Origin of the sequence: Microbacterium sp. Root61 (genome assembly GCF_001427525.1) — a bacterium.
Classification (GTDB): Bacteria; Actinomycetota; Actinomycetes; order Actinomycetales; family Microbacteriaceae; genus Microbacterium.
In genome coordinates this window covers 958147-976741 of the sequence record NZ_LMGU01000001.1, presented here as the reverse complement: position 1 = coordinate 976741, position 18595 = coordinate 958147, and the positions used below count along the sequence as shown (strand labels likewise).

The following is an 18595-nucleotide window of genomic DNA, read 5'->3' as shown; positions in this document are numbered from 1 at the left end:
TCGCCGGGCTCAGGCGGGCTGTGCGCCCGCGTCGATGCGGATGTCGAGCCCGAGGTCGAGCGCGCGTGCGGAGTGGGTCAGGGCGCCGACCGAGATGACGTCGACACCCGTCTCGGCGATCGCCCGGACGGTGTCGAGGTTGACACCGCCGGACGCTTCGACGGTGGCCCGGCCGGCGATTTGGGCGACACCGGTCCGCATGTCTGTGAGCGCGAAGTTGTCGAGCATGATCGTGCCGATCCCGGCAGCCAGGACGGGCTCGATCTGGTCGAGGCGATCGACCTCGACCTCGATGTGCATCGTGTGGGGCAGCCGCGACTTCGCCGCCTGCAGCGCCTGCGTCACCGAGACGCCGTTCTGCGTCAGCATCGCGAGGTGGTTGTCCTTGGCCATGACCGCGTCGGACAGGCTGTAGCGATGGTTGTGGCCGCCGCCGTTGCGCACGGCGTGCCGCTCGAAGGCACGCAGGCCGGGAGTCGTCTTGCGGGTGTCGGCGATGCGTGCCGCCGTGTGCGCAACCTCGGCGACGTAGCGACCCGTGAGCGTGGCGATTCCCGACATCCGCTGGGTGAAGTTCAATCCGACCCGCTCGGCGGTCAGCACGGCGCGCGCCGGTCCCGTGACGACGGCCAGCACGGTGCCGGCGTCGAACCACGCGCCGTCCTCGACGATCAGGTCGACGCGGATGCGCGGATCGGTGAGGCGGAAGGCGGCGGCGAAGACCTCACCGCCGCTGAAGACGCCCGGCTCACGGGCGATGAGCTCGGCCGTCGCGATGGCGGTCTCGACGATGAGGGTCTCGCTGGTGATGTCGCCCCACGGTGCGTCCTCTTCGAGGGCAGCGCCGACGACGCGATCGATCGTGGCGGCGGTCAGCATGCGGGGGCTCCTGAGATCGACTCGGCCAATGCCGGTGCGGGACGTGCGGTGGTCGGATCGTCGCTGCGGAAGTGCGCGCCGACCGACTCGCGTCGCTCCAGCGCAGCAGCGACGAGTGCGGCGCCGACGAGCAGGAGGTTCTCGTCCTCGTACTCCGACTCGGCGACGGGGGTGCGGGCGTGCGCGCGCCAGTCGGCGATGACGGATGCCGCGTGCTCCAGCCCGTCGGCATCACGCACGAGTCCGGCATCCTCCCAAAGCAGCTCCTGCAGCGCCTGCCGGGTGAACGGCCCGTGCTCACCTGTCGCATTCTTCCCGTGTGCGGGAGCGGATTGTGACGGGGGAGCGGACGGAGCAGCGGATTCCTCGGGCCAGTCTCCGGACGCGGCATCCGCAGCGAGGACCGTGCCGGTGCGGGCGCCGAAGACGGCGCCCTCCAGCAGCGAGTTCGAGGCGAGACGGTTGGCGCCGTGTACGCCGGTCCGCGCGACCTCGCCGACGGCGTACAGGCCGGGGATCGTGGTGCGGCCGAAGAGATCGGTCGTTACCCCGCCCATCAGGTAGTGCGCGGCGGGCGTGACGGGGATCGGGTTGCGCGCCCAGTCCAGCCCGCGGTCGTGGACGGCCCGGTCGATCGTGGGGAACCGCTTTGCGAGGAACTCTTCGCGCTCCGCGACGGTCGGGCGCAGTCCGGTCGCGTCGAGCAGCACCGGGCGTCCATCCTGCGCCTCCATCTGCTGGGCGATGGCGCGAGCGACGATGTCTCGCGGGGCCAGTTCCCCGTCGGGGTGCGCGTCGAAAGCGAAGCGGCGACCATCGGTGGAGATGAGGGTGGCGCCCTCTCCGCGCACAGCCTCTGAGACGAGGAAGGCATCGCCGATCGCCAGCACGGTCGGGTGGAACTGGAAGAACTCCAGGTCGCGCACATCGGCGCCGGCGCGCATGGCCGCGGCGATGCCGTCGCCGGTGGCGACCGGCGGGTTCGTCGTGTGGGCGTACAACTGGCCGGCGCCGCCTGTGGCCAGCACGACCGCGTCCGCCGCGACGGTCTCGCGGCGACCCGTCACGCCGGGGGCGTCGTCGATGAGCAGCTCGACGCCGCGCACGCGGCCGCCGTCGAGCACGAGGTCCACCAGGAACGCGTGCTCGATGACGCGCACGTGCGAGGCGCGCAGCCGGGCGACGAGGGCCTTCTCGATGGCGGTGCCCGTGGCATCCCCGCCCGAATGCAGGATGCGGGGATACGAGTGCGCCGCCTCCAGGCCCTTCACGAACGCGCCCGAGGGGTCGCGGTCGAAGCCCACGCCGAGCTCGACGAGTTCGCGGATGCGGACGGGCCCCTCCTCCACGAGCACGCGGACGGCCTCGGGCTCGCTGAGGCCGGCTCCCGCGGTCAAGGTGTCGCGCACATGGTCTTCGAGACGGTCGTCCTCGAACATGACACCGGCGATGCCGCCCTGCGCGAAGCGCGTGTTGGCGTGCTCGAGCACGTCCTTGGTGACGAGGGTGACGCGGCATCCGCTCTCCACCGCGTGCAGCGCCACCGTCAGCCCGGCGATGCCGCTGCCGACCACCACGACATGGGTGGGCTCGGTCATGAGGCGTTCTCCCACGCGGCCGCCGGGGCCGCCGGAGGCTTGGCGGCGAGCATGCGCTCGAGGGCGAGCCTGGCGGGGTCGGCGACGTCGGCGGGCACCGTGATGCGGTTGCGCACCTCGCCCTCGACGAGCCCCTCGAGCACCCAGGCCAGGTAGCCGGGGTGGATGCGGTACATCGTCGAGCACGGGCACACCACCGGGTCGAGACAGAAGATCGTGTGCTGCGGGTGCTCCGCCGCCAGGCGCTGCACGAGGTTGACCTCGGTGCCGATCGCGAAGGTCGTCGGCTCGGTGGCGGCCTGGATCGCTTTGCGGATGTAGTCCGTCGAGCCGGCCTCATCGGCGGCGTCCACGACGGCCATCGGGCACTCCGGGTGCACGATCACGCGCACGCCGGGGTGCTCGGCTCGGGCCTTGTCGATCTGCTCGACCGTGAAGCGGCGGTGCACCGAGCAGAAGCCGTGCCACAGGATGACCCGGCTGTCGGCCAGCACGTCCTCGTCGTTGCCGCCGAACGGCTTGCGCGGGTTCCACATCGGCATCTGCTCGAGCGGCACACCCATCGCCTTGGCGGTGTTGCGGCCGAGGTGCTGGTCGGGGAAGAACAGCACGCGGCGGCCGCGCTCGAACGCCCACTCGAGCACGGTGCGGGCATTCGACGAGGTGCAGACGATGCCGCCGTGGCGGCCGACGAAGCCCTTGATGGCGGCCGACGAGTTCATGTAGGTGACCGGGATGACCGGCACGAGCCCGTCGGCGTCTACAGCGTCCATGTCGCCGCAGATCTCGGCGAGTTGCTCCCAGCACTCCTCGACCTGGTCGATGTCGGCCATGTCGGCCATCGAGCAGCCCGCCGCGAGGTTCGGGAGGATCACGGCCTGCTCGGGGCGCGAGAGGAGGTCGGCCGTCTCGGCCATGAAGTGCACGCCGCAGAACACGATGGCCTCGGCATTCGGGTGCTCGAGCGCCGCGTTCGCGAGCTGGAACGAGTCGCCCACGTAGTCGGCGTGCTCGATGACCTCTTCGCGCTGATAGAAGTGCCCGAGCACGACGGCGCGATCACCGAGGGTGGCCTTGGCCGCGCGGATGCGGGCATCCAGTTCTTCATCGGATGCCTCGCGGTATGCCGCCGGGAGTTCGCCCTGGCGCGGCGAACCGGTCGGGATGACATCGCCCATCGACGAACCCGGACCGTATCCGGGGCGGATGTCGAAGTTCCACGGCCCCTCGGCGAGGTCCGTGTTGCAGGTCTCGGCGGTCGAGCCGCCCGAGACGATCGCCTGGATCTCGTGATCGACCGACGGGTCGACGGGGCGGGGCTGCAGGGTCAGGAGGGTCTCGGTCATGGCGTGCTCGATTCAGTGACGAACGATGACGGGCCCGCGGTCGGCGAGTTCGACATCCCGGTTGTAGCGGTACAGACGTGCGGGGCGGTGGCTGCCCGTGCGGAAACGGTCGGTGGGGATGAGGGTGTCGGAGTTCTCCGCCTGGCGACGGAAATTCGCCGGATCCAGGCGTCGGTCGAGGATCGACTCGTACACCTCGCGCAGTTCGGCGAGAGTGAACTCGTCGGCCAGAAGCCCGTGCGCGATGCGGCTGTAGCCGACCTTGTTTCGCAGTCGCCACAGGGCGTACTCGACGATGTGGTTGTGATCGAACGCGAGTTCGGGCAGCGATTCGGCGTCGAACCAGCGCACGTTCTCCTCGGCCGTGGAGGCGTACACCTCGTCGGGCCGAAGGAGCGCCCAGTAGACGATCGACACGACACGGGTGGGGGAGCGGTCGACATCGCCGAACGCGTACAGCTGCTCCAGATAGCTCGGGGCGAGTCGCGTCGTCTCGGCGAGGGTGCGGGATGCCGCGGCGTCCAGACTCTCCGTCGCATCGAGCCATCCGCCGGGCAGCGCCCAGCGGCCCTCGAACGGGTCGCGGGTGCGGCGCACCAGGGGGAGCACGAGAAGGGGCCGTCCGTACGCGTCGCGGCGCAGACTGAAGATCACGGTCGACACGGCGACGCGCGTCACATCACCCGACGGCGTGGCCGGGGTGTGAGGCTGGGGATTCACCGTTGTTTGTGTCATGTTGACTCTAACTCGCTGACTCGATCTTAGAGTCACTTCGACCTGAAGGCAAACCGGGTCGTGCGCGAGGGCCGATACACAGCTGGGATGCCTACGCTGGTGCCCGATCGGAAGGAAGGATGCCGCGTGCTCATCGTCGACATCGTGCTCTGCGTGATCCTCGTGATCGCGCTGATCGCCGGCATCCAGCGCGGGCTCCTGGCGAGCCTGGGTGTCCTGCTCGGACTGACGGCCGGAGCGCTCGCCGCGTTCTGGCTCATGCCCGTCGTCAATGACGCCTGGCCGTGGCAGGAGTGGCGTCCGGTGATCGTGGTGGCGACCGGAGTCGCGCTCCTCATCGCGGGAGCTGCGATCGGCGGTGCCATCGGCGCGGTCCTGCGGCGCGGGGTCGACCGGATCCGGCTCAAATGGGTGGACCGTGCTCTCGGCGGCGTCGCGAGCGTCATCGTCGCGGCGCTGGCTCTGTCCCTGGTGGGCTCGAGCGTGGCGGCGACCGGAACCCCGTTCCTCTCGTCCGCGCTCGCCTCATCACGGGTGCTCGGACTGATCGATCAGGTGACGCCGACCCCTGTTGCCGCCGGCATGGCGCAGCTGAGGGCGACCGTGCTCGACCAGGCGATCCCGCAGCTTGGAGCGCTGCTGGACCTCGACGTGCAGCCGACCGCGCCGCCCGTCGCACTCGATGATCCGCAGCTGGCGGAGGCCGCGGCATCCGTCGCCCGCGTCTCCGGCGTCGCGTACGCGTGCGGTCGCAGCTCGACGGGGACGGGATTCGTGATCGCCCCCGACCGCATCGTCACCAACGCCCACGTCGTCGCCGGGGTCACGACCCCGATCGTCGAGCTGCCCGGCCGATCCGCACGGGAAGGGACGATCGTGTACTTCGATCCGATCGTCGATCTCGCCGTCATAGCCGTGACCGACCTGGACGCCGCCGTCATCCCGGTGGTCGACACGCTCGCGCCGGGGACGCCCGGCGTCGTGCAGGGGTACCCGTTCGGCGGACCGTTCACGATGATTGGCGCCGAGGTGCTGTCGGTCGGGACCGTCCCGGTGCCGGACATCTACTCCGGCGCCGCGTCGCTGCGCGAGGTGTACGCGCTCGCCGCGACGGTGCAGCCCGGCAACTCCGGCGGACCGCTGCTCACCGCGGACGGGGATGCCGCGGGTGTCGTGTTCGCGCGGGCCGAGGATGACCCCGACCGCGGGTATGCGATGACCACGGCAGAACTCGCCCCGGTCGTCGCCCAGGCGGGCGCTCTGTCGGCCGCGGTCGACTCGGGGCGCTGCACCACCTGAGTGGCAGCCGGCTTCGCTATGCTGGACCGGAAAACTGAAGACAGGCCGAATGTCGCGTGCGGGAGAGCCCCGTCCCCTCGGGGAACGGGCACCGAAGGAGCAAGCCTCCCCGCCAATCTCTCAGGTCCGCGTACCGCTCGCGTCCGGCCGCTCTGGAAAGTGATGGGACGTCCGTCGTCCCATCCGCCCACGGTGAAAGCCGCGCCTCCGCAGTTCTGCGGGCCGCAGCGAAGCTCTCAGGCCCAAGACAGAGGGGGAGTTCACCAGTCGTCGATCGACGACTGCCCGCACGACAACGGGAGAACTCATGTCCGACCCCCATTTCGTTCCGCCCCTTCCTCGTTCGACGGTGCTGCGCGCCCGTCACGAGGACCTCGGCGCGTCCTTCACCGACTTCGGCGGTTGGCTGATGCCGGTGCGCTACACCTCGGATCTCGCTGAGCACCACGCGGTGCGCACCGCGGCGGGACTGTTCGACATCTCGCACATGGCCGAGTTCTTCGTCTCGGGTCCGGATGCCGGTGCCTACCTCGACTACGCGCTCGCCGGTCGCCTCTCGACCCTGCCGATCGGGAAGGCGAAGTACTCGCTCCTGCTCGCCGAGGGCGGCGGGATCATCGACGACGTGATCGTGTACCGCCTGGACGATGACGCCCGGCCGTACCTGGTGATCGCGAACGCGGGCAACCGGGATGCGGTGGCTCCGGCTCTCGCCGAGCGGGCGGCGTCCTTCGACGTGCAGGTCACCGACGCCACCGACGAGTACGCCCTCGTCGCGGTGCAGGGGCCGTCGGCTCGTGCCGTGCTGGATGCGACGGCCGGTCTCGCCGGGTTCGGGCATCCGCTCGACGACCTCCGGTATTACGCCTCGGTGTCCGCCGCGTTCGAGGGACAGCCGCTCCTGATCGCCCGCACCGGGTACACCGGAGAGGACGGGTACGAGCTGCTGATCCCGAACACGCACGCGGTCGCCCTGTGGGACGCCGTGCTCGCTGCGGGCGCTCCGCTCGGGTTGGTCCCGGCCGGCCTGGCAGCCCGCGACACGCTGCGCCTCGAGGCGGGCATGCCGCTCTACGGCCACGAGCTCTCGCTCGACATCGTCCCCGCGCAGGCCGGGCTCGGTCGCGTCGTCGCCGCGGACAAGGCCGACTTCGTCGGTCGCGCCGGTCTCTCCGCCGTGGTCGCCTCGGACGCACCCGTCCTCGTCGGACTGGTCGCCGAGGGCCGACGTGCCGGCCGCGCCGGCTACGAGGTCTACGACGGCGACGACCGCGTCGGCGAGATCACCAGCGGGGCGCTCAGCCCCACCCTCGGATTCCCCATCGCGATGGCCTACGTCGCACCCGCACTGAGTACGCCCGGCACCACCCTGTCCATCGACGTCCGGGGGACACGAATCCCCGCGACCGTCACCGCTCTGCCCTTCTACCGGAGGAACAAATGACCGACCTGACCAGCCTCAAGTACACCGCCGAGCACGAGTGGATCGCCCTCGACGGCGACGTGGCCACCGTCGGCATCACCGACTACGCCGCCGACAAGCTCGGCGACGTCGTCTTCGTCGAGCTCCCCGGTGTGGACTCCGGCGTCTCCGCCGGACAGGTCTGCGGCGAGATCGAGTCGACGAAGTCCGTCGGCGAGCTCTACGCCCCGCTGACCGGTGACATCATCGCGATCAACAGCGCCGTCGTGGACGACCCTTCGCTGGTCAACAGCGACCCGTACGGCGAGGGCTGGCTGCTCAAGCTGCGCGTGGACACCTCCGCGCCCGCCGAGCTCCTCGACCGCGAGGCCTACATCGCGCTCACCGGAGGCGACGCGTGAGCATTCCCGCACCCGGAGGACGGGGCGAATTCGCGGCACGGCACATCGGGACGGATGCCGCGGCCCAGCGTCAGATGCTCGACACCCTGGGCTACAACAGCGTCGATGCCCTCGTCGAGGCGGCGGTGCCGGCATCCATCCACGTCACCCCGCGCAGCACCAGCGACATCCCGCCCGCCGCGACCGAGGCCGAGGCGCTCGCCGAGCTGCGCGTGCTCGCGTCGCAGAACCGGGTCGCGCGCCCGATGATCGGGCTCGGCTACTACGACACGTTCACCCCCTCGGTGATCTCGCGCAACGTCCTGGAGAACCCGTCCTGGTACACGGCGTACACGCCGTACCAGCCGGAGATCTCGCAGGGGCGGCTCGAAGCGCTCATCAACTTCCAGACGATGGTGACCGATCTCACCGGCCTGGCCACGGCGAACGCGTCGATGCTCGACGAGTCCACCGCCGTGGTGGAGGGGATGCTGCTGACCCGTCGTGCCGCCAAGACCACCTCGAACGTGTTCGCGGTGGACTCCGACGCGCTGCCGCAGACCAAGGCGCTGCTGCGCTCGCGCGCCGGAGCCGTCGGCGTCGAACTCGTCGAGGTCGACCTCGCCCGGGGCGAAGCACTGCCCGCGGAGCTGTTCGGCGCGTTCGTGCAGTACCCCGGAGCATCCGGTCGGGTGTGGAACCCGACCGGCACGATCGACGCCGTGCACATCGCCGGCGGACTCGTCGTCGTCGCCGCCGACCTGCTCGCGCTGACGCTCATCGCCTCGCCGGGTTCGCTCGGCGCCGATGTCGCCGTCGGCACCACCCAGCGCTTCGGCGTGCCGCTCGGCTTCGGCGGACCGCACGCGGGCTACATGGCCGTGCGCGCCGGTCTGGAGCGGCAGCTGCCCGGACGACTCGTGGGAGTGTCGCAGGACGCGGCGGGGCATCCCGCCTACCGTCTCGCGCTGCAGACGCGCGAACAGCACATCCGTCGCGAGAAGGCCACGTCGAACATCTGCACCGCCCAGGTGCTGCTGGCCGTGATGGCCGCGATGTACGCCGTCTACCACGGGCCCACGGGGCTGCGCCGGATCGCCACCGAGGTGGCCCAGAAGGCCGAGGCGCTCGCCGAGAAGCTCCGATCGTTCGACCTGCATCTGGTGTCGGACTCGTTCTTCGACACGATCCGCGTCGTCACGCCGGGTCCATCGGTGCAGGTTATCGATCGCGCCCGCTCGAAGGGCTATCAGCTCTTCTGGGTGGACGACGCGACCGTCGGCATCGCTGTCGACGAGACCACGACCGCCGCCGACCTCGCCGTCATCGCATGGGCGTTCGGGCTGCCCGACGTCGATGAGAACGGCGAGCGTCAGGTGCCCTTCGCGGATGCCGCCGGGCTCGCCGGAGTCGATCGGTCGCTGCTGCGCACCGACGAGTACCTGACGCACCCGGTGTTCCACGCGCACCACAGCGAGACGGCGATGATGCGCTACCTCAAGCAGCTCGCCGACCGCGACTACGCGCTGGACCGCGGCATGATCCCGTTGGGCTCGTGCACGATGAAGCTCAACGCGGCGACCGAGATGGCGGCCGTGTCGTGGCCCGAGTTCTCGCGCGTGCACCCGTTCGCCCCCGAGGCGGACGTGCACGGCTACCTCGCGATGATCGAGCAGCTCGAGACCTGGCTGGCGGAGGTCACCGGGTACGACGCCGTGTCGTTGCAGCCCAACGCGGGCTCGCAGGGCGAGCTCGCCGGGCTCCTCGCGATCCGCGGATACCACCGTGCCAACGGCGAACTGACGCGTACCGTGTGCCTGATCCCGTCGTCGGCGCACGGCACGAACGCCGCGTCGGCGGTGCTGGCCGGCATGAAGGTCGTGGTCGTGGCGTGCGACGAGGTCGGCAACGTCGACCTCGCCGACCTGCGGGCCAAGATCGCGCTGCACGCCGAGGAGCTGGCCGCGCTGATGATCACGTACCCGTCGACGCACGGTGTGTACGAGCACGATGTGCTGGAGATCACCCAGGCCGTGCACGACGCCGGGGGACAGGTCTACGTCGACGGCGCCAACCTCAACGCCCTCCTCGGGTACGCCCGGTTCGGCGACCTCGGTGGCGACGTCTCGCACCTCAACCTGCACAAGACGTTCGCGATCCCGCACGGTGGCGGCGGACCCGGCGTCGGTCCGGTCGCGGCCAAGGCGCATCTCGCACCGTTCTTGCCGGGCCATCCGTTCTCCCAGCGCCGAGACCACGCCGGAGGCTTCACCTTCGACGGAGGCGCCGTCTCGGCGGCGCCGCACGGGTCGGCCGGCATCCTGCCGATCTCGTGGGCGTACGTGCGGATGATGGGCGCGGAGGGTCTCCGGGACGCCACAGCGGCCGCCGTGCTCTCGGCGAACTACATCGCGGCCCGCCTCCGCGAGCACTACCCGGTGCTGTACACCGGCGCGGACGGGCTCGTCGCGCACGAGTGCATCCTCGACCTGCGTCCGCTGCGCGAGGAGACCGGCGTGACCGTCGACGATGTGGCCAAGCGCCTGATCGACTACGGCTTCCACGCTCCGACGATGTCGTTCCCGGTCGCCGGGACACTCATGGTCGAGCCGACCGAGTCCGAGGACCTCGCCGAGCTCGAGCGCTTCATCGAGGCCATGATCGCGATCAAGGCCGAGGCGCTCGCCGTGGCCGCGGGGGAGTGGCCGGCTGACGACAACCCCCTCGTGAACGCCCCGCACACGGCCTCGTCCGTCATCGAGGGCGAGTGGACGCACCCGTACTCGCGCGAGCTCGCGGTGTACCCCGTGCACACGCTGGTCCGCACGAAATACTGGCCTCCCGTGCGCCGGATCGACAACGCCTACGGCGACCGCAACCTCGTGTGCGCCTGCCCGCCCATCGAGGCGTTCGCCTAGGGCAACGGCCGGGCCGGGCGGGCGAGGCTGTGCCCGGCGCGTCCGGCGCGTCCGGGCCCGGCGCGCCCGGGCCCGGAAACACCGAGACTGCATGAGGGCGTCGAGACTGCGGGTAATTCCCTCAGTCTCGACGCCCCGTTGCAGTCTCGCGATCGGGGGCGCGGTCGCGGCCAGACGCGTGTCGTCTACCGAGTAACGTCGACAGGCTCAGCAACTCGCGCGATGTCTCGGGCGCGACGGGTCGTAGTCCGGCGTGGTGAAGCGCGTCGCGCAACGGAGCCACGCGTGCGACATCCGACCACCCCCAATGGCCGATGCCAGACGCATGGTGGCGCAGCCGCCGGTCGCGGTCCTTCTCCTTCCTGATCGCCTCGGCGGACGGCTGCAGAGAGCCGTCGTACTTGATATCGCCATCGGCCTCGCCGATCACCCGAGCCTTCTCCCACCACATGTCGCTGCGGTCGAGAGCACCACCCGTGCGAAACGCCACCTGCAGCGTCGGATCCTCGAATCCGAGCCATTCGATCGCGGCGCGGCTGACCGACTCGAGGGGTGTCTCCGCCAAAGCCGTCGCCCGATGGAGTGCCCACCTCGCCACGCGTCGACCGCGAATGCTCGCCCGGGACTCGTTGGCGGCCACGAAGGTTTCGACGCTGAGATCCGGGTCAGCGCGGAGCGCGGCATCCGCCACGGCCAATCCGACTGCGCCGTGGCGCGAGCGGGCAACATCGATCACCGTGTCGATCATCGAGGTGGCGAGGATTCCGCCGACCTGGACGATCGCACGGTCTGCATGCGTCGTGTGCACCCGGATGCCTCCGTGCAGGCGAGCGGTCGCCGTTGGTGTGTCGAGCACATGCACATCGGCCGGTTCGCCGAAGATCGGCAAACCGAGGACCACGGCGGCGGACTCGCCGCACATGACCACGCCGGGACGCAGCAGAACGACCGCGTGGATACGGGCGACATACCGCTCCCACGGCTTGAGCTTCGCCCACTGCTGCGCGGGCGCGAGCACGCCACGCCGAACCCTCACGAGCTCACCGTTCGCAATCCGCCGATCGGCATGCGCGACGTCGCAGGAGCGAATCAAGGCGACGGGACACGCGACCCCGATCTGTGGGGCAGGACTCGGATCGATGCTCAGCGTCATATGTCGACCGTGCCGACCTCGCGCCGTGCGAACGCGTGTACTCCGTGCGTTCGTGGAGAGCCGCCCGGGGTGGTGCCCCTGTGCAGGAATCGCTGGTCGGCGCGTACTCTGCGTCGCGCCTTGCCAAGCCCCGTCTGCGCACGCGAGGCCACGCTGCGGTCCGCGAGACCGCGCAGCACGCGAGACGGCAACCGTACGTCGAGACTGTGGCTATTTCCCGGAGTCTCGACGTCCCGGTGCAGTCTCAGCGGTGAGGAACGGATGCGGCGGCCAAGGGTGCCGGCGCCGCCCACGCGTTCGGCCACCTGACCTTGCCACCCCGCCCCACCCGGTCCTGCCGGCGCCCAGATCCGCGAGACTGCAACCGTACGTCGAGACTGTGGCTGTTTCCCGCAGTCTCGACGCTCCGTTGCAGTCTCGGTGCCGGTGGAGCGGATGCCGCGACCCAACGCGCTCCGCAAACCAAGGCCCCGGCGACCCCGACCCCACCCGCCACTCAGGGCGTAGGCGACCCCGAAGGCCCCGGCGACCCAGACGGCCCCGGCGACACAGGCCCCGAGGGCACCGGCGCCGGGCCGAACACGCCGGGCCACAGGGCGGCGGCGATGGGATAGCCGACGAAGGCGACGACGTCCAGGAGGGTGTGGGCGATCACGAGCGGCATGACGCGGCCCCAGCGTTTGTAGCACCAGCCGAAGACGACGCCCATGACGAAGTTGCCGACGATCGCACCGATGCCCTGGTACGCGTGGTAGGCGCCGCGCAGCGCGGCGGTCGAGAGGATGATCGCCCACCAGGACCAGCCGAAGCGGCGCAGCCGGTCGAACAGGTAGCCGATGAAGATGACCTCTTCGACCAGCCCGGCGCGCACAGCCGACAGCACGAGCAACGGCACCGCCCACCACGCGGCATCCAGCGGCGACGCGCTCACGTTCAGCGTCACGCCCAGCATCCGGCCGACGACGTAGAGTCCCAGGCCGGGAATGCCGATGACGGCGGCGAGCAGGATGCCGCGACCGAGGTCGCCGCCGAAATGCCGGAAGTCCAGCCCGATGCGGCGGAGCGCGTTGTTGCCGGGCTCCCACAGCAGGTACACGACCAGCGCCACTGCGGCCAGTGCGAAGAACACGTCGAGCAGCTGATACAGGATGTCCCAGAGGGCCAGCGTGTCCCGTGCCGGGTTGAGCGAGGTCGACTGATCGCTGAGGTTCTTGCCCTCTTCGAGCGCCCGGAGCGAGGAGCGGATCAGCGACAGGACCGAGTACAGCGCTGATCTGCCGACCGTCACGGCGAGCACGAGGGCGACCTCCCACGTCAGCCGACGGCGGTCGTACGGCGCGAGCGCGACGGGGTCCGTGGGTTCCCTCCTAGGGAAACGGGATTCTGGCCGGGACACCTTGTCAGATTGCCACATCAAGGCACGGTTGAGTTAAGGGTATGTAACGTTTTGGCCCGAGGTTTTGACCATCGCTAAGCATTTACTTAGGGTTTCGATATCCGCGACACGACGTACCCCTGGGTTCGGCGTGCCGCATTCATCCCTTGCACAGGAGGAAACACAGTGTCTGCAAAGACCTGGCGCGTACGCGCCCTCGCAGTAGCAGCAGGAGTCGGCGTCACCGCCGTCGCCCTCGCGGCCTGCACCAGCCCCGGCGGTGGTGGCAACACCACGCAGCCCGTCGTCGACACGCAGGTTAGCCTCGCCGAGACGAACGAGCTCTCGAGCTTCAACCCGAACACGCCGCAGGGCAACCTCGACATCAACTCCAAGGTCAACTACGCGACCCACGACACGTTCGCGTACATCAACGACAAGATGGAGGTCGTCCCCAACGAGGGCTTCGGAAAGATGGAGAAGGTCTCTGACGACCCGCTCACCGTCAAGTACACCCTCAACGACGGACTGAAGTGGTCCGATGGCGAAGCCATCACCACCGACGACCTTCTGCTCGGCTGGGCGATCGCCTCGGGCTACTTCGATGACGCGACGTTCAACGACGACGGCGAAGTCACCGCAGGCACCCAGTACTTCACGATCGCCGGCTCGACCGTCGGTGTGAACGACACCGACGTCCCCGAGGTCTCGGACGACAAGAAGTCCCTGACGCTCGTCTACGAAACCCCCTTCGTGGACTGGAACCTCGTGTGGCTGCTCGACCAGCCGATCCACGTCGTCGCCGACAAGGCCGGCGTCACGGTGGACGAACTGGTGAAGGCCATCACGACCACCCCCAAGGGTGACGCCGACGCTCCCGCCGAGCCCAACGCGACCATCAAGGCCGCTGCGGACTTCTGGAACACGGGCTTCGACGTGACGTCCCTCCCGGACGACCCGTCGCTGTACCTCTCCAACGGCCCGTTCATCGTCAAGTCGTGGGAGCCCACGCAGTCGATGACGCTCGAGGCGAACCCGGAGTACACCGGTGACCACAACCCCGCGTTCTCCACGCTGGTCTTCCGCTTCGTCGGTGACTCGCAGGCGCAGGTGACGGCCCTCCAGAACGGTGAGGTCGACATCATCAACCCGCAGGCCGGTGGCGACACGCTGACCCTCCTCGAGGGCCTCTCGGGCATCCAGATCCTCTCGGGTCCGCAGCTCGCGTACGACCACGTCGACATCTCGTTCAAGGGCGAGTTCGCCGACCCGACCGTGCGTGAGGCCTTCATGAAGGTCATCCCGCGTCAGCAGATCGTGGACACCGTCATCAAGCCGGTCAACCCCGACGCCGAGGTGCTCAACTCGCAGATCTACGTGACGTCGCAGACGGCACCGTACGCGGAGACCATCAAGACCAACGGGTCCGACGCCTACGCAGACGTCGACGTCGAGGGCGCCAAGACGCTCCTCGCCGGCAAGACCCCGACCGTCCGCATCCTGTACAACATCAACAACCCGAACCGCGTCGCGGCGTTCGAGGCCATCCAGGCAACGGCTCAGGAAGCCGGCTTCGTGGTCGAGGACATCGGCCGTGAGGACTGGGGCGCACAGCTCGGCAGCGACATCTACGACGTGTCCATCTTCGGTTGGATCTCGCCCGGTGTCGGCAACGCATCGATCCCGCAGATCTTCGCCTCCTTCGGTGGCGGAAACTACAACGGCGTCAACGTGCCGGAGATCGACCAGCTCGCCAACGACATCCAGGTCATGACCGACCCGGCTGACGTCGAGACGGCCAGCATGCAGGTTGACAAGCTTCTCTTCGAGAACTTCTACGGCCTGCCGCTGTTCCAGAGCCCCGGTCTCGAGGCTCACACCGACCGCGTCAAGGGCGTCACCTTCATGGCGAACCAGACCGGCCCGGTGTGGAACTTCTGGGAGTGGACTGCTGAGGGCACCGAGTCGAAGTAGTTTCGACCGCGTCTGACGTATAGACCCCGTATGGGGCGTCGGGAAAAACACTCCCGGCGCCCCATACGCGTGCCAGTCCTCACGCCTTGCAGAGCGCCTCCTCGTGATCCGACGGATGCAGCGCCCTGCCTGGTATCGTTTGTCCATGAAGGGGCAACCCAGTGCTTAGCTATGTCCTTCGGCGCATCGGGGTTTCGATCCTCATCCTGATCGCGGCGTCGTTGCTCATGTACGTCCTCGTAGCGTGGTCGCGTGACCCGCTCCAGGATCTGTACGCCTCGAGCAGTCCGAACAAAGAGCAGCTGATCCTCCAGCGGATCCAGTGGCTCCACCTTGACCAACCCATCATTCTCCGATGGCTCAACTGGCTCGGCGGTGCCGCACGGTGCGTCGTCCCGTTCGCCGGTTGCGACCTCGGTGTCACCATCCAGAACCAGTCCGTGCAGGTGCTCCTCGCCCGCGCCGTCGGCTCGACCCTGCAGCTGGTCACCGCCGCGACCGTCCTCGCGATCGTCCTCGGCATCACGGTCGGCATCGTGTCGGCCCTGCGCCAGTACAGCGCCGTGGACTACACGTTCACGTTCGCGAGCTTCTTCCTCTACTCGCTGCCGTCGTTCCTCATGGGCGTCCTGCTCAAGGTGTTCGTCGCCATCGGGTTCAACGACTGGCTCCGAGACCCTGTGTTCTCGTGGGCCGTGATCATCGTCGTGTCGTTGGTGGCGGGTCTGTTCTGGCAAGCCGTGATAGGTGGCAACAGGCAGCGTCGCCTGACCGTCTTCGCGGCATCCGTCATCGTCACCGGACTGATGATGTACCTGATGTCCGTCACGTCGTGGTTCCTGAACCCGTCGCTCGGACCGATCCTCTCGCCGCTGCTGATCATCGCGTTCGGCGCCGGAATGGTGCTGCTGATCGCCGGAACGCGGGCGCGCTTCGCGTGGCGCACGGCCGGTGCGGTGGCCATCGTCCTGGTGGTCGCGTACTTCGCGCTGCAGCCGTTCCTGCCGGCATTCAACGGCTGGGGACTGTTCCTGCTGTTCGTCCTCGCACTGGGCGTCGGCCTGCTCGCCGGCTGGCTGCTCGGTGAGCACGACAAGGGCCAGGCCATGCGGATCGGTGCACTCACCGGCCTTCTGGGCATGGGCGTGATCATCCTCGATCAGTTCATGCGCAACTGGAACGCGTACCTGACGAACCCCCGGGTCAACGGTCGTCCGATCGCCACCGTGGGATCGCAGACGCCGAACCTGCAGGGCGACTTCTGGATCCAGGGGATCGACACGTTCACGCACCTGTTGCTGCCGACGATCAGCCTGATGCTCATCTCGTTCGCCGGGTACACGCGCTACGCGCGTGGCGGCATGCTCGAGGTGCTCAACCAGGACTACATCCGCACCGCGCGCGCCAAGGGTCTGCCTGAGCGCACGGTCGTCGTGCGCCACGCGTTCCGCAACTCGCTCATCCCGATCACCACGATCGTGGCCGCCGACGTCGGTGGCCTCATCGGTGGCGCGATCATCACGGAGCGCATCTTCGCGTTCTCCGGTATGGGCGCACTCTTCAACACGGGCCTCCAGGCCGGTGACCCGAACCCGGTTATGGCGTACTTCATCGTTATCGCGATCTTCGCCATCACCTTCAACTTCATCGCGGATCTCGCCTACTCGGCGCTCGACCCGCGAGTGAGGGCCAAGTGATGACCATCCCCATCGATCCCAGTTTCGAGTCCCCGGGCGCGCCCGCCGCAGAGGGCGGCGCCGTCCTGACCGCAGAGGACCGTGGCGTCAGCCAGGGTCGCCTGATCCTGCGCCGGTTCCTGTCGCACAAGCCGGCGCTGGTCAGCATCGTGCTCTTCATCTTCGTGGTCGGCTTCGCGGCCTCCGCGACGGGCGTCTTCGGTCTGCCCGGCTGGTGGAAGTACAACTACACGCAGCTCATGCCGCCGGTCAACGGCGGTGCACCGACGCTGTCGATCATCCCCGAGTTCCTCGGCGGCCCGGGCATCCAGTGGGGCGACCACCCGTTCGGCCAGAACAACGTCGGCAAGGACTACTTCGCCATGACGATGCGCGGACTGGTCAACTCGGCGTACATCATGTTCATCATCGGCCTCATCGCCGCCTTCATCGGCGTGGTGGTCGGCGCCATCTCCGGGTACTACCGCGGGTGGGTCGACGCGGTCCTGATGCGCATGACCGACATCGTCATCGTCATCCCGATCATCGTCATCGGCGCCGTCGTCGGTGTCGCGGTCGGTGGACTCGGACCGGTGCTGCTGGCGATCTTCCTCGGCTTCGTCGCGTGGACGGGCATCGCCCGTCTGGTGCGTGCCGAGTTCCTCAGCCTGCGCGAGCGGGAGTTCGTCGAAGCGGCGCGCGTGGCCGGTGCATCCGACATGCGCATCATCTTCAAGCACATCCTGCCCAACGCCATGGGTGTCGTGATCGTCTCGACCACGCTGCTGATCGCCGCGGCCATCATCCTGGAGACTTCGCTGTCGTTCCTCGGCTACGGCGTGAAGTCGCCCGAGGTGTCGCTGGGTCTGCTGATCAGCCAGAACGAGTCCGCGTTCCAGACGCGGCCGTGGCTGTTCTGGTGGCCCGCCGCGTTCATCGTGATCCTGTCGCTGCTGGTCAACTTCGTCGGTGACGGGCTGCGCGATGCGTTCGATCCGCGGCAGAAGCGCATCGTCTTCCGTCGCGTGAAGGATCTCCCCGAGGATGCCACCGTCGTCTCGGTGGACGGCACCGTGTCGGACGTTCCCGAGGGCGCCATCATGACGTCATCCGGGTACGCCACAGAGGTCGGCATCTCGAGCCAGGACCCGAAGGAAGACAGCGCGGAGCCGAACCGATGACTCCCGTGGTGCGGTCAGCCGTTCGTAGCCAGCAGCCAGCCGGTCGCGATGATCAGCGCCACGGACGCGGCGGCTACGGGCAGGTCCCAGTGGCGCGACACGGGGACGGCGTCGGCACTGCCGGCGTCGACACCGCCGCGTTCGACGCGCGCCTGCCACTGTTCGCGGACCACCGTGGCGGCGTTGCCCGACTCGGTGCCCAGCAGGTCGCCGGGCCGAAGGGCCGAGCCCGTCGCGCGGGCCTCGCGATTCGCGGCGCTGCGGCCCGCGAGCGAGGACGACAAGATTCCGGGGGCAGGAGCTGCCCACGCGGCGAACTTCTGTCCGGGCGTGTAGAGGGTCAGCGCGTACCGCGTGTCGACGTGAATGAGGGCGGACCACGGGATCTCGACGCGATGCGTCACGTTCTGCAGGGTCACGCCGGAGTCATCGACGCGCACGTAGGGACGCCACAGGCCCGCCCAGGCGAAGAAGGCCACCAGCAGAGCGGCGGGGTACACCCACGCCAGGCGCAGGTCACCGCTGGTCATGCCGCCGATCACCATCAGTGCAGCCACCACCCACAGCGCGATCGCCATGATGCGGTTGAACCGCGAATGCAGCGTGATAGCCGGGTAGTCGCTCATTTTCCCATTCTTCCAGTGCACGACGTCAGGAA

Annotated in this window: 14 protein-coding genes and 2 riboswitches; of the genes, 7 read left to right on the top strand and 7 right to left on the bottom strand. The window is 68.8% G+C overall.

The features are described from left to right. Window positions 1-9: 9 nt before the first annotated feature. Genes nadC through ASD65_RS04710 form a run of 4 tightly spaced genes read right to left on the bottom strand, consistent with a single transcriptional unit; the run spans window position 10 to window position 4558 of the window. Window positions 10-879 (bottom strand): carboxylating nicotinate-nucleotide diphosphorylase, encoded by an 870-nt coding sequence (gene nadC / locus ASD65_RS04725; protein WP_056219166.1) that lies wholly within the window; start codon window positions 877-879, stop codon window positions 10-12. Further along, entirely contained in the window at window positions 873-2477 is a 1605-nt protein-coding gene (nadB, locus tag ASD65_RS04720; RefSeq protein WP_056219163.1) for an L-aspartate oxidase, read from the bottom strand. The genes nadC and nadB overlap by 7 nt, the downstream gene beginning before the upstream one ends. Continuing rightward, on the bottom strand, window positions 2474-3823 hold the full coding sequence (gene nadA, locus ASD65_RS04715) for a quinolinate synthase NadA (protein ID WP_056219160.1): 1350 nt from the start codon (window positions 3821-3823) through the stop codon (window positions 2474-2476). Before nadA ends, nadB begins: the two co-directional genes overlap by 4 nt. Before the next feature lie 12 nt (window positions 3824-3835). Next, entirely contained in the window at window positions 3836-4558 is a 723-nt protein-coding gene (locus tag ASD65_RS04710; protein ID WP_200948619.1) for an NrtR DNA-binding winged helix domain-containing protein, read from the bottom strand. Window positions 4559-4645: 87 nt separating this feature from the next. On the opposite strand from ASD65_RS04710, the gene ASD65_RS04705 reads away from it, so the two are divergent. From ASD65_RS04705 to gcvP, 4 genes are all read left to right on the top strand, one after another. Then, the gene (locus tag ASD65_RS04705; protein WP_235566603.1) at window positions 4646-5857 is read left to right on the top strand and encodes a MarP family serine protease; all 1212 of its coding nucleotides are present in this window, start codon (window positions 4646-4648) and stop codon (window positions 5855-5857) included. 49 nt (window positions 5858-5906) lie between these two features. Next, a riboswitch (glycine riboswitch) is annotated at window positions 5907-6003 on the top strand. Between the two features lies 1 nt (window position 6004). Next, a riboswitch (glycine riboswitch) is annotated at window positions 6005-6115 on the top strand. A 49-nt stretch (window positions 6116-6164) separates the two neighbouring features. After that, on the top strand, window positions 6165-7301 hold the full coding sequence (gene gcvT, locus ASD65_RS04700) for a glycine cleavage system aminomethyltransferase GcvT (protein ID WP_056219156.1): 1137 nt from the start codon (window positions 6165-6167) through the stop codon (window positions 7299-7301). Then, window positions 7298-7681 (top strand): glycine cleavage system protein GcvH, encoded by a 384-nt coding sequence (gcvH, locus tag ASD65_RS04695; RefSeq protein ID WP_056219153.1) that lies wholly within the window; start codon window positions 7298-7300, stop codon window positions 7679-7681. The genes gcvT and gcvH overlap by 4 nt, the downstream gene beginning before the upstream one ends. A 74-nt stretch (window positions 7682-7755) precedes the next feature. After that, the gene (gene gcvP / locus ASD65_RS04690; RefSeq protein ID WP_056224472.1) at window positions 7756-10578 is read left to right on the top strand and encodes an aminomethyl-transferring glycine dehydrogenase; all 2823 of its coding nucleotides are present in this window, start codon (window positions 7756-7758) and stop codon (window positions 10576-10578) included. Between the two features lie 121 nt (window positions 10579-10699). Here gcvP and ASD65_RS04685 read toward each other — a convergent pair whose 3' ends face one another. Further along, window positions 10700-11614 (bottom strand): hypothetical protein, encoded by a 915-nt coding sequence (locus ASD65_RS04685; RefSeq protein ID WP_156378779.1) that lies wholly within the window; start codon window positions 11612-11614, stop codon window positions 10700-10702. Window positions 11615-12227: 613 nt separating this feature from the next. Next, complete coding sequence (locus ASD65_RS04680) at window positions 12228-13145, bottom strand: CPBP family intramembrane glutamic endopeptidase (protein ID WP_056219151.1); 918 nt, start codon at window positions 13143-13145, stop codon at window positions 12228-12230. 147 nt (window positions 13146-13292) lie between these two features. Here ASD65_RS04680 and ASD65_RS04675 point away from each other — a divergent pair, with 147 nt between their 5' ends. From ASD65_RS04675 to ASD65_RS04665, 3 genes are all read left to right on the top strand, one after another. After that, window positions 13293-15080 carry an ABC transporter family substrate-binding protein gene (locus tag ASD65_RS04675; RefSeq protein WP_056219148.1) on the top strand — a complete coding sequence of 596 codons (1788 nt, stop codon included), beginning with the start codon at window positions 13293-13295 and terminating at the stop codon, window positions 15078-15080. Between the two features lie 161 nt (window positions 15081-15241). Then, a complete protein-coding gene (locus ASD65_RS04670; protein ID WP_056219145.1) occupies window positions 15242-16777 on the top strand; it encodes an ABC transporter permease in 1536 nt (511 codons plus the stop codon). Further along, window positions 16777-17937, top strand: coding sequence for an ABC transporter permease (locus ASD65_RS04665; RefSeq protein ID WP_082561570.1), 1161 nt, complete (start codon window positions 16777-16779; stop codon window positions 17935-17937). The genes ASD65_RS04670 and ASD65_RS04665 overlap by 1 nt, the downstream gene beginning before the upstream one ends. Before the next feature lie 14 nt (window positions 17938-17951). Here ASD65_RS04665 and ASD65_RS04660 read toward each other — a convergent pair whose 3' ends face one another. Then, the gene (locus ASD65_RS04660; RefSeq protein ID WP_056219142.1) at window positions 17952-18563 is read right to left on the bottom strand and encodes a PH domain-containing protein; all 612 of its coding nucleotides are present in this window, start codon (window positions 18561-18563) and stop codon (window positions 17952-17954) included. Window positions 18564-18595 lie beyond the last annotated feature (32 nt).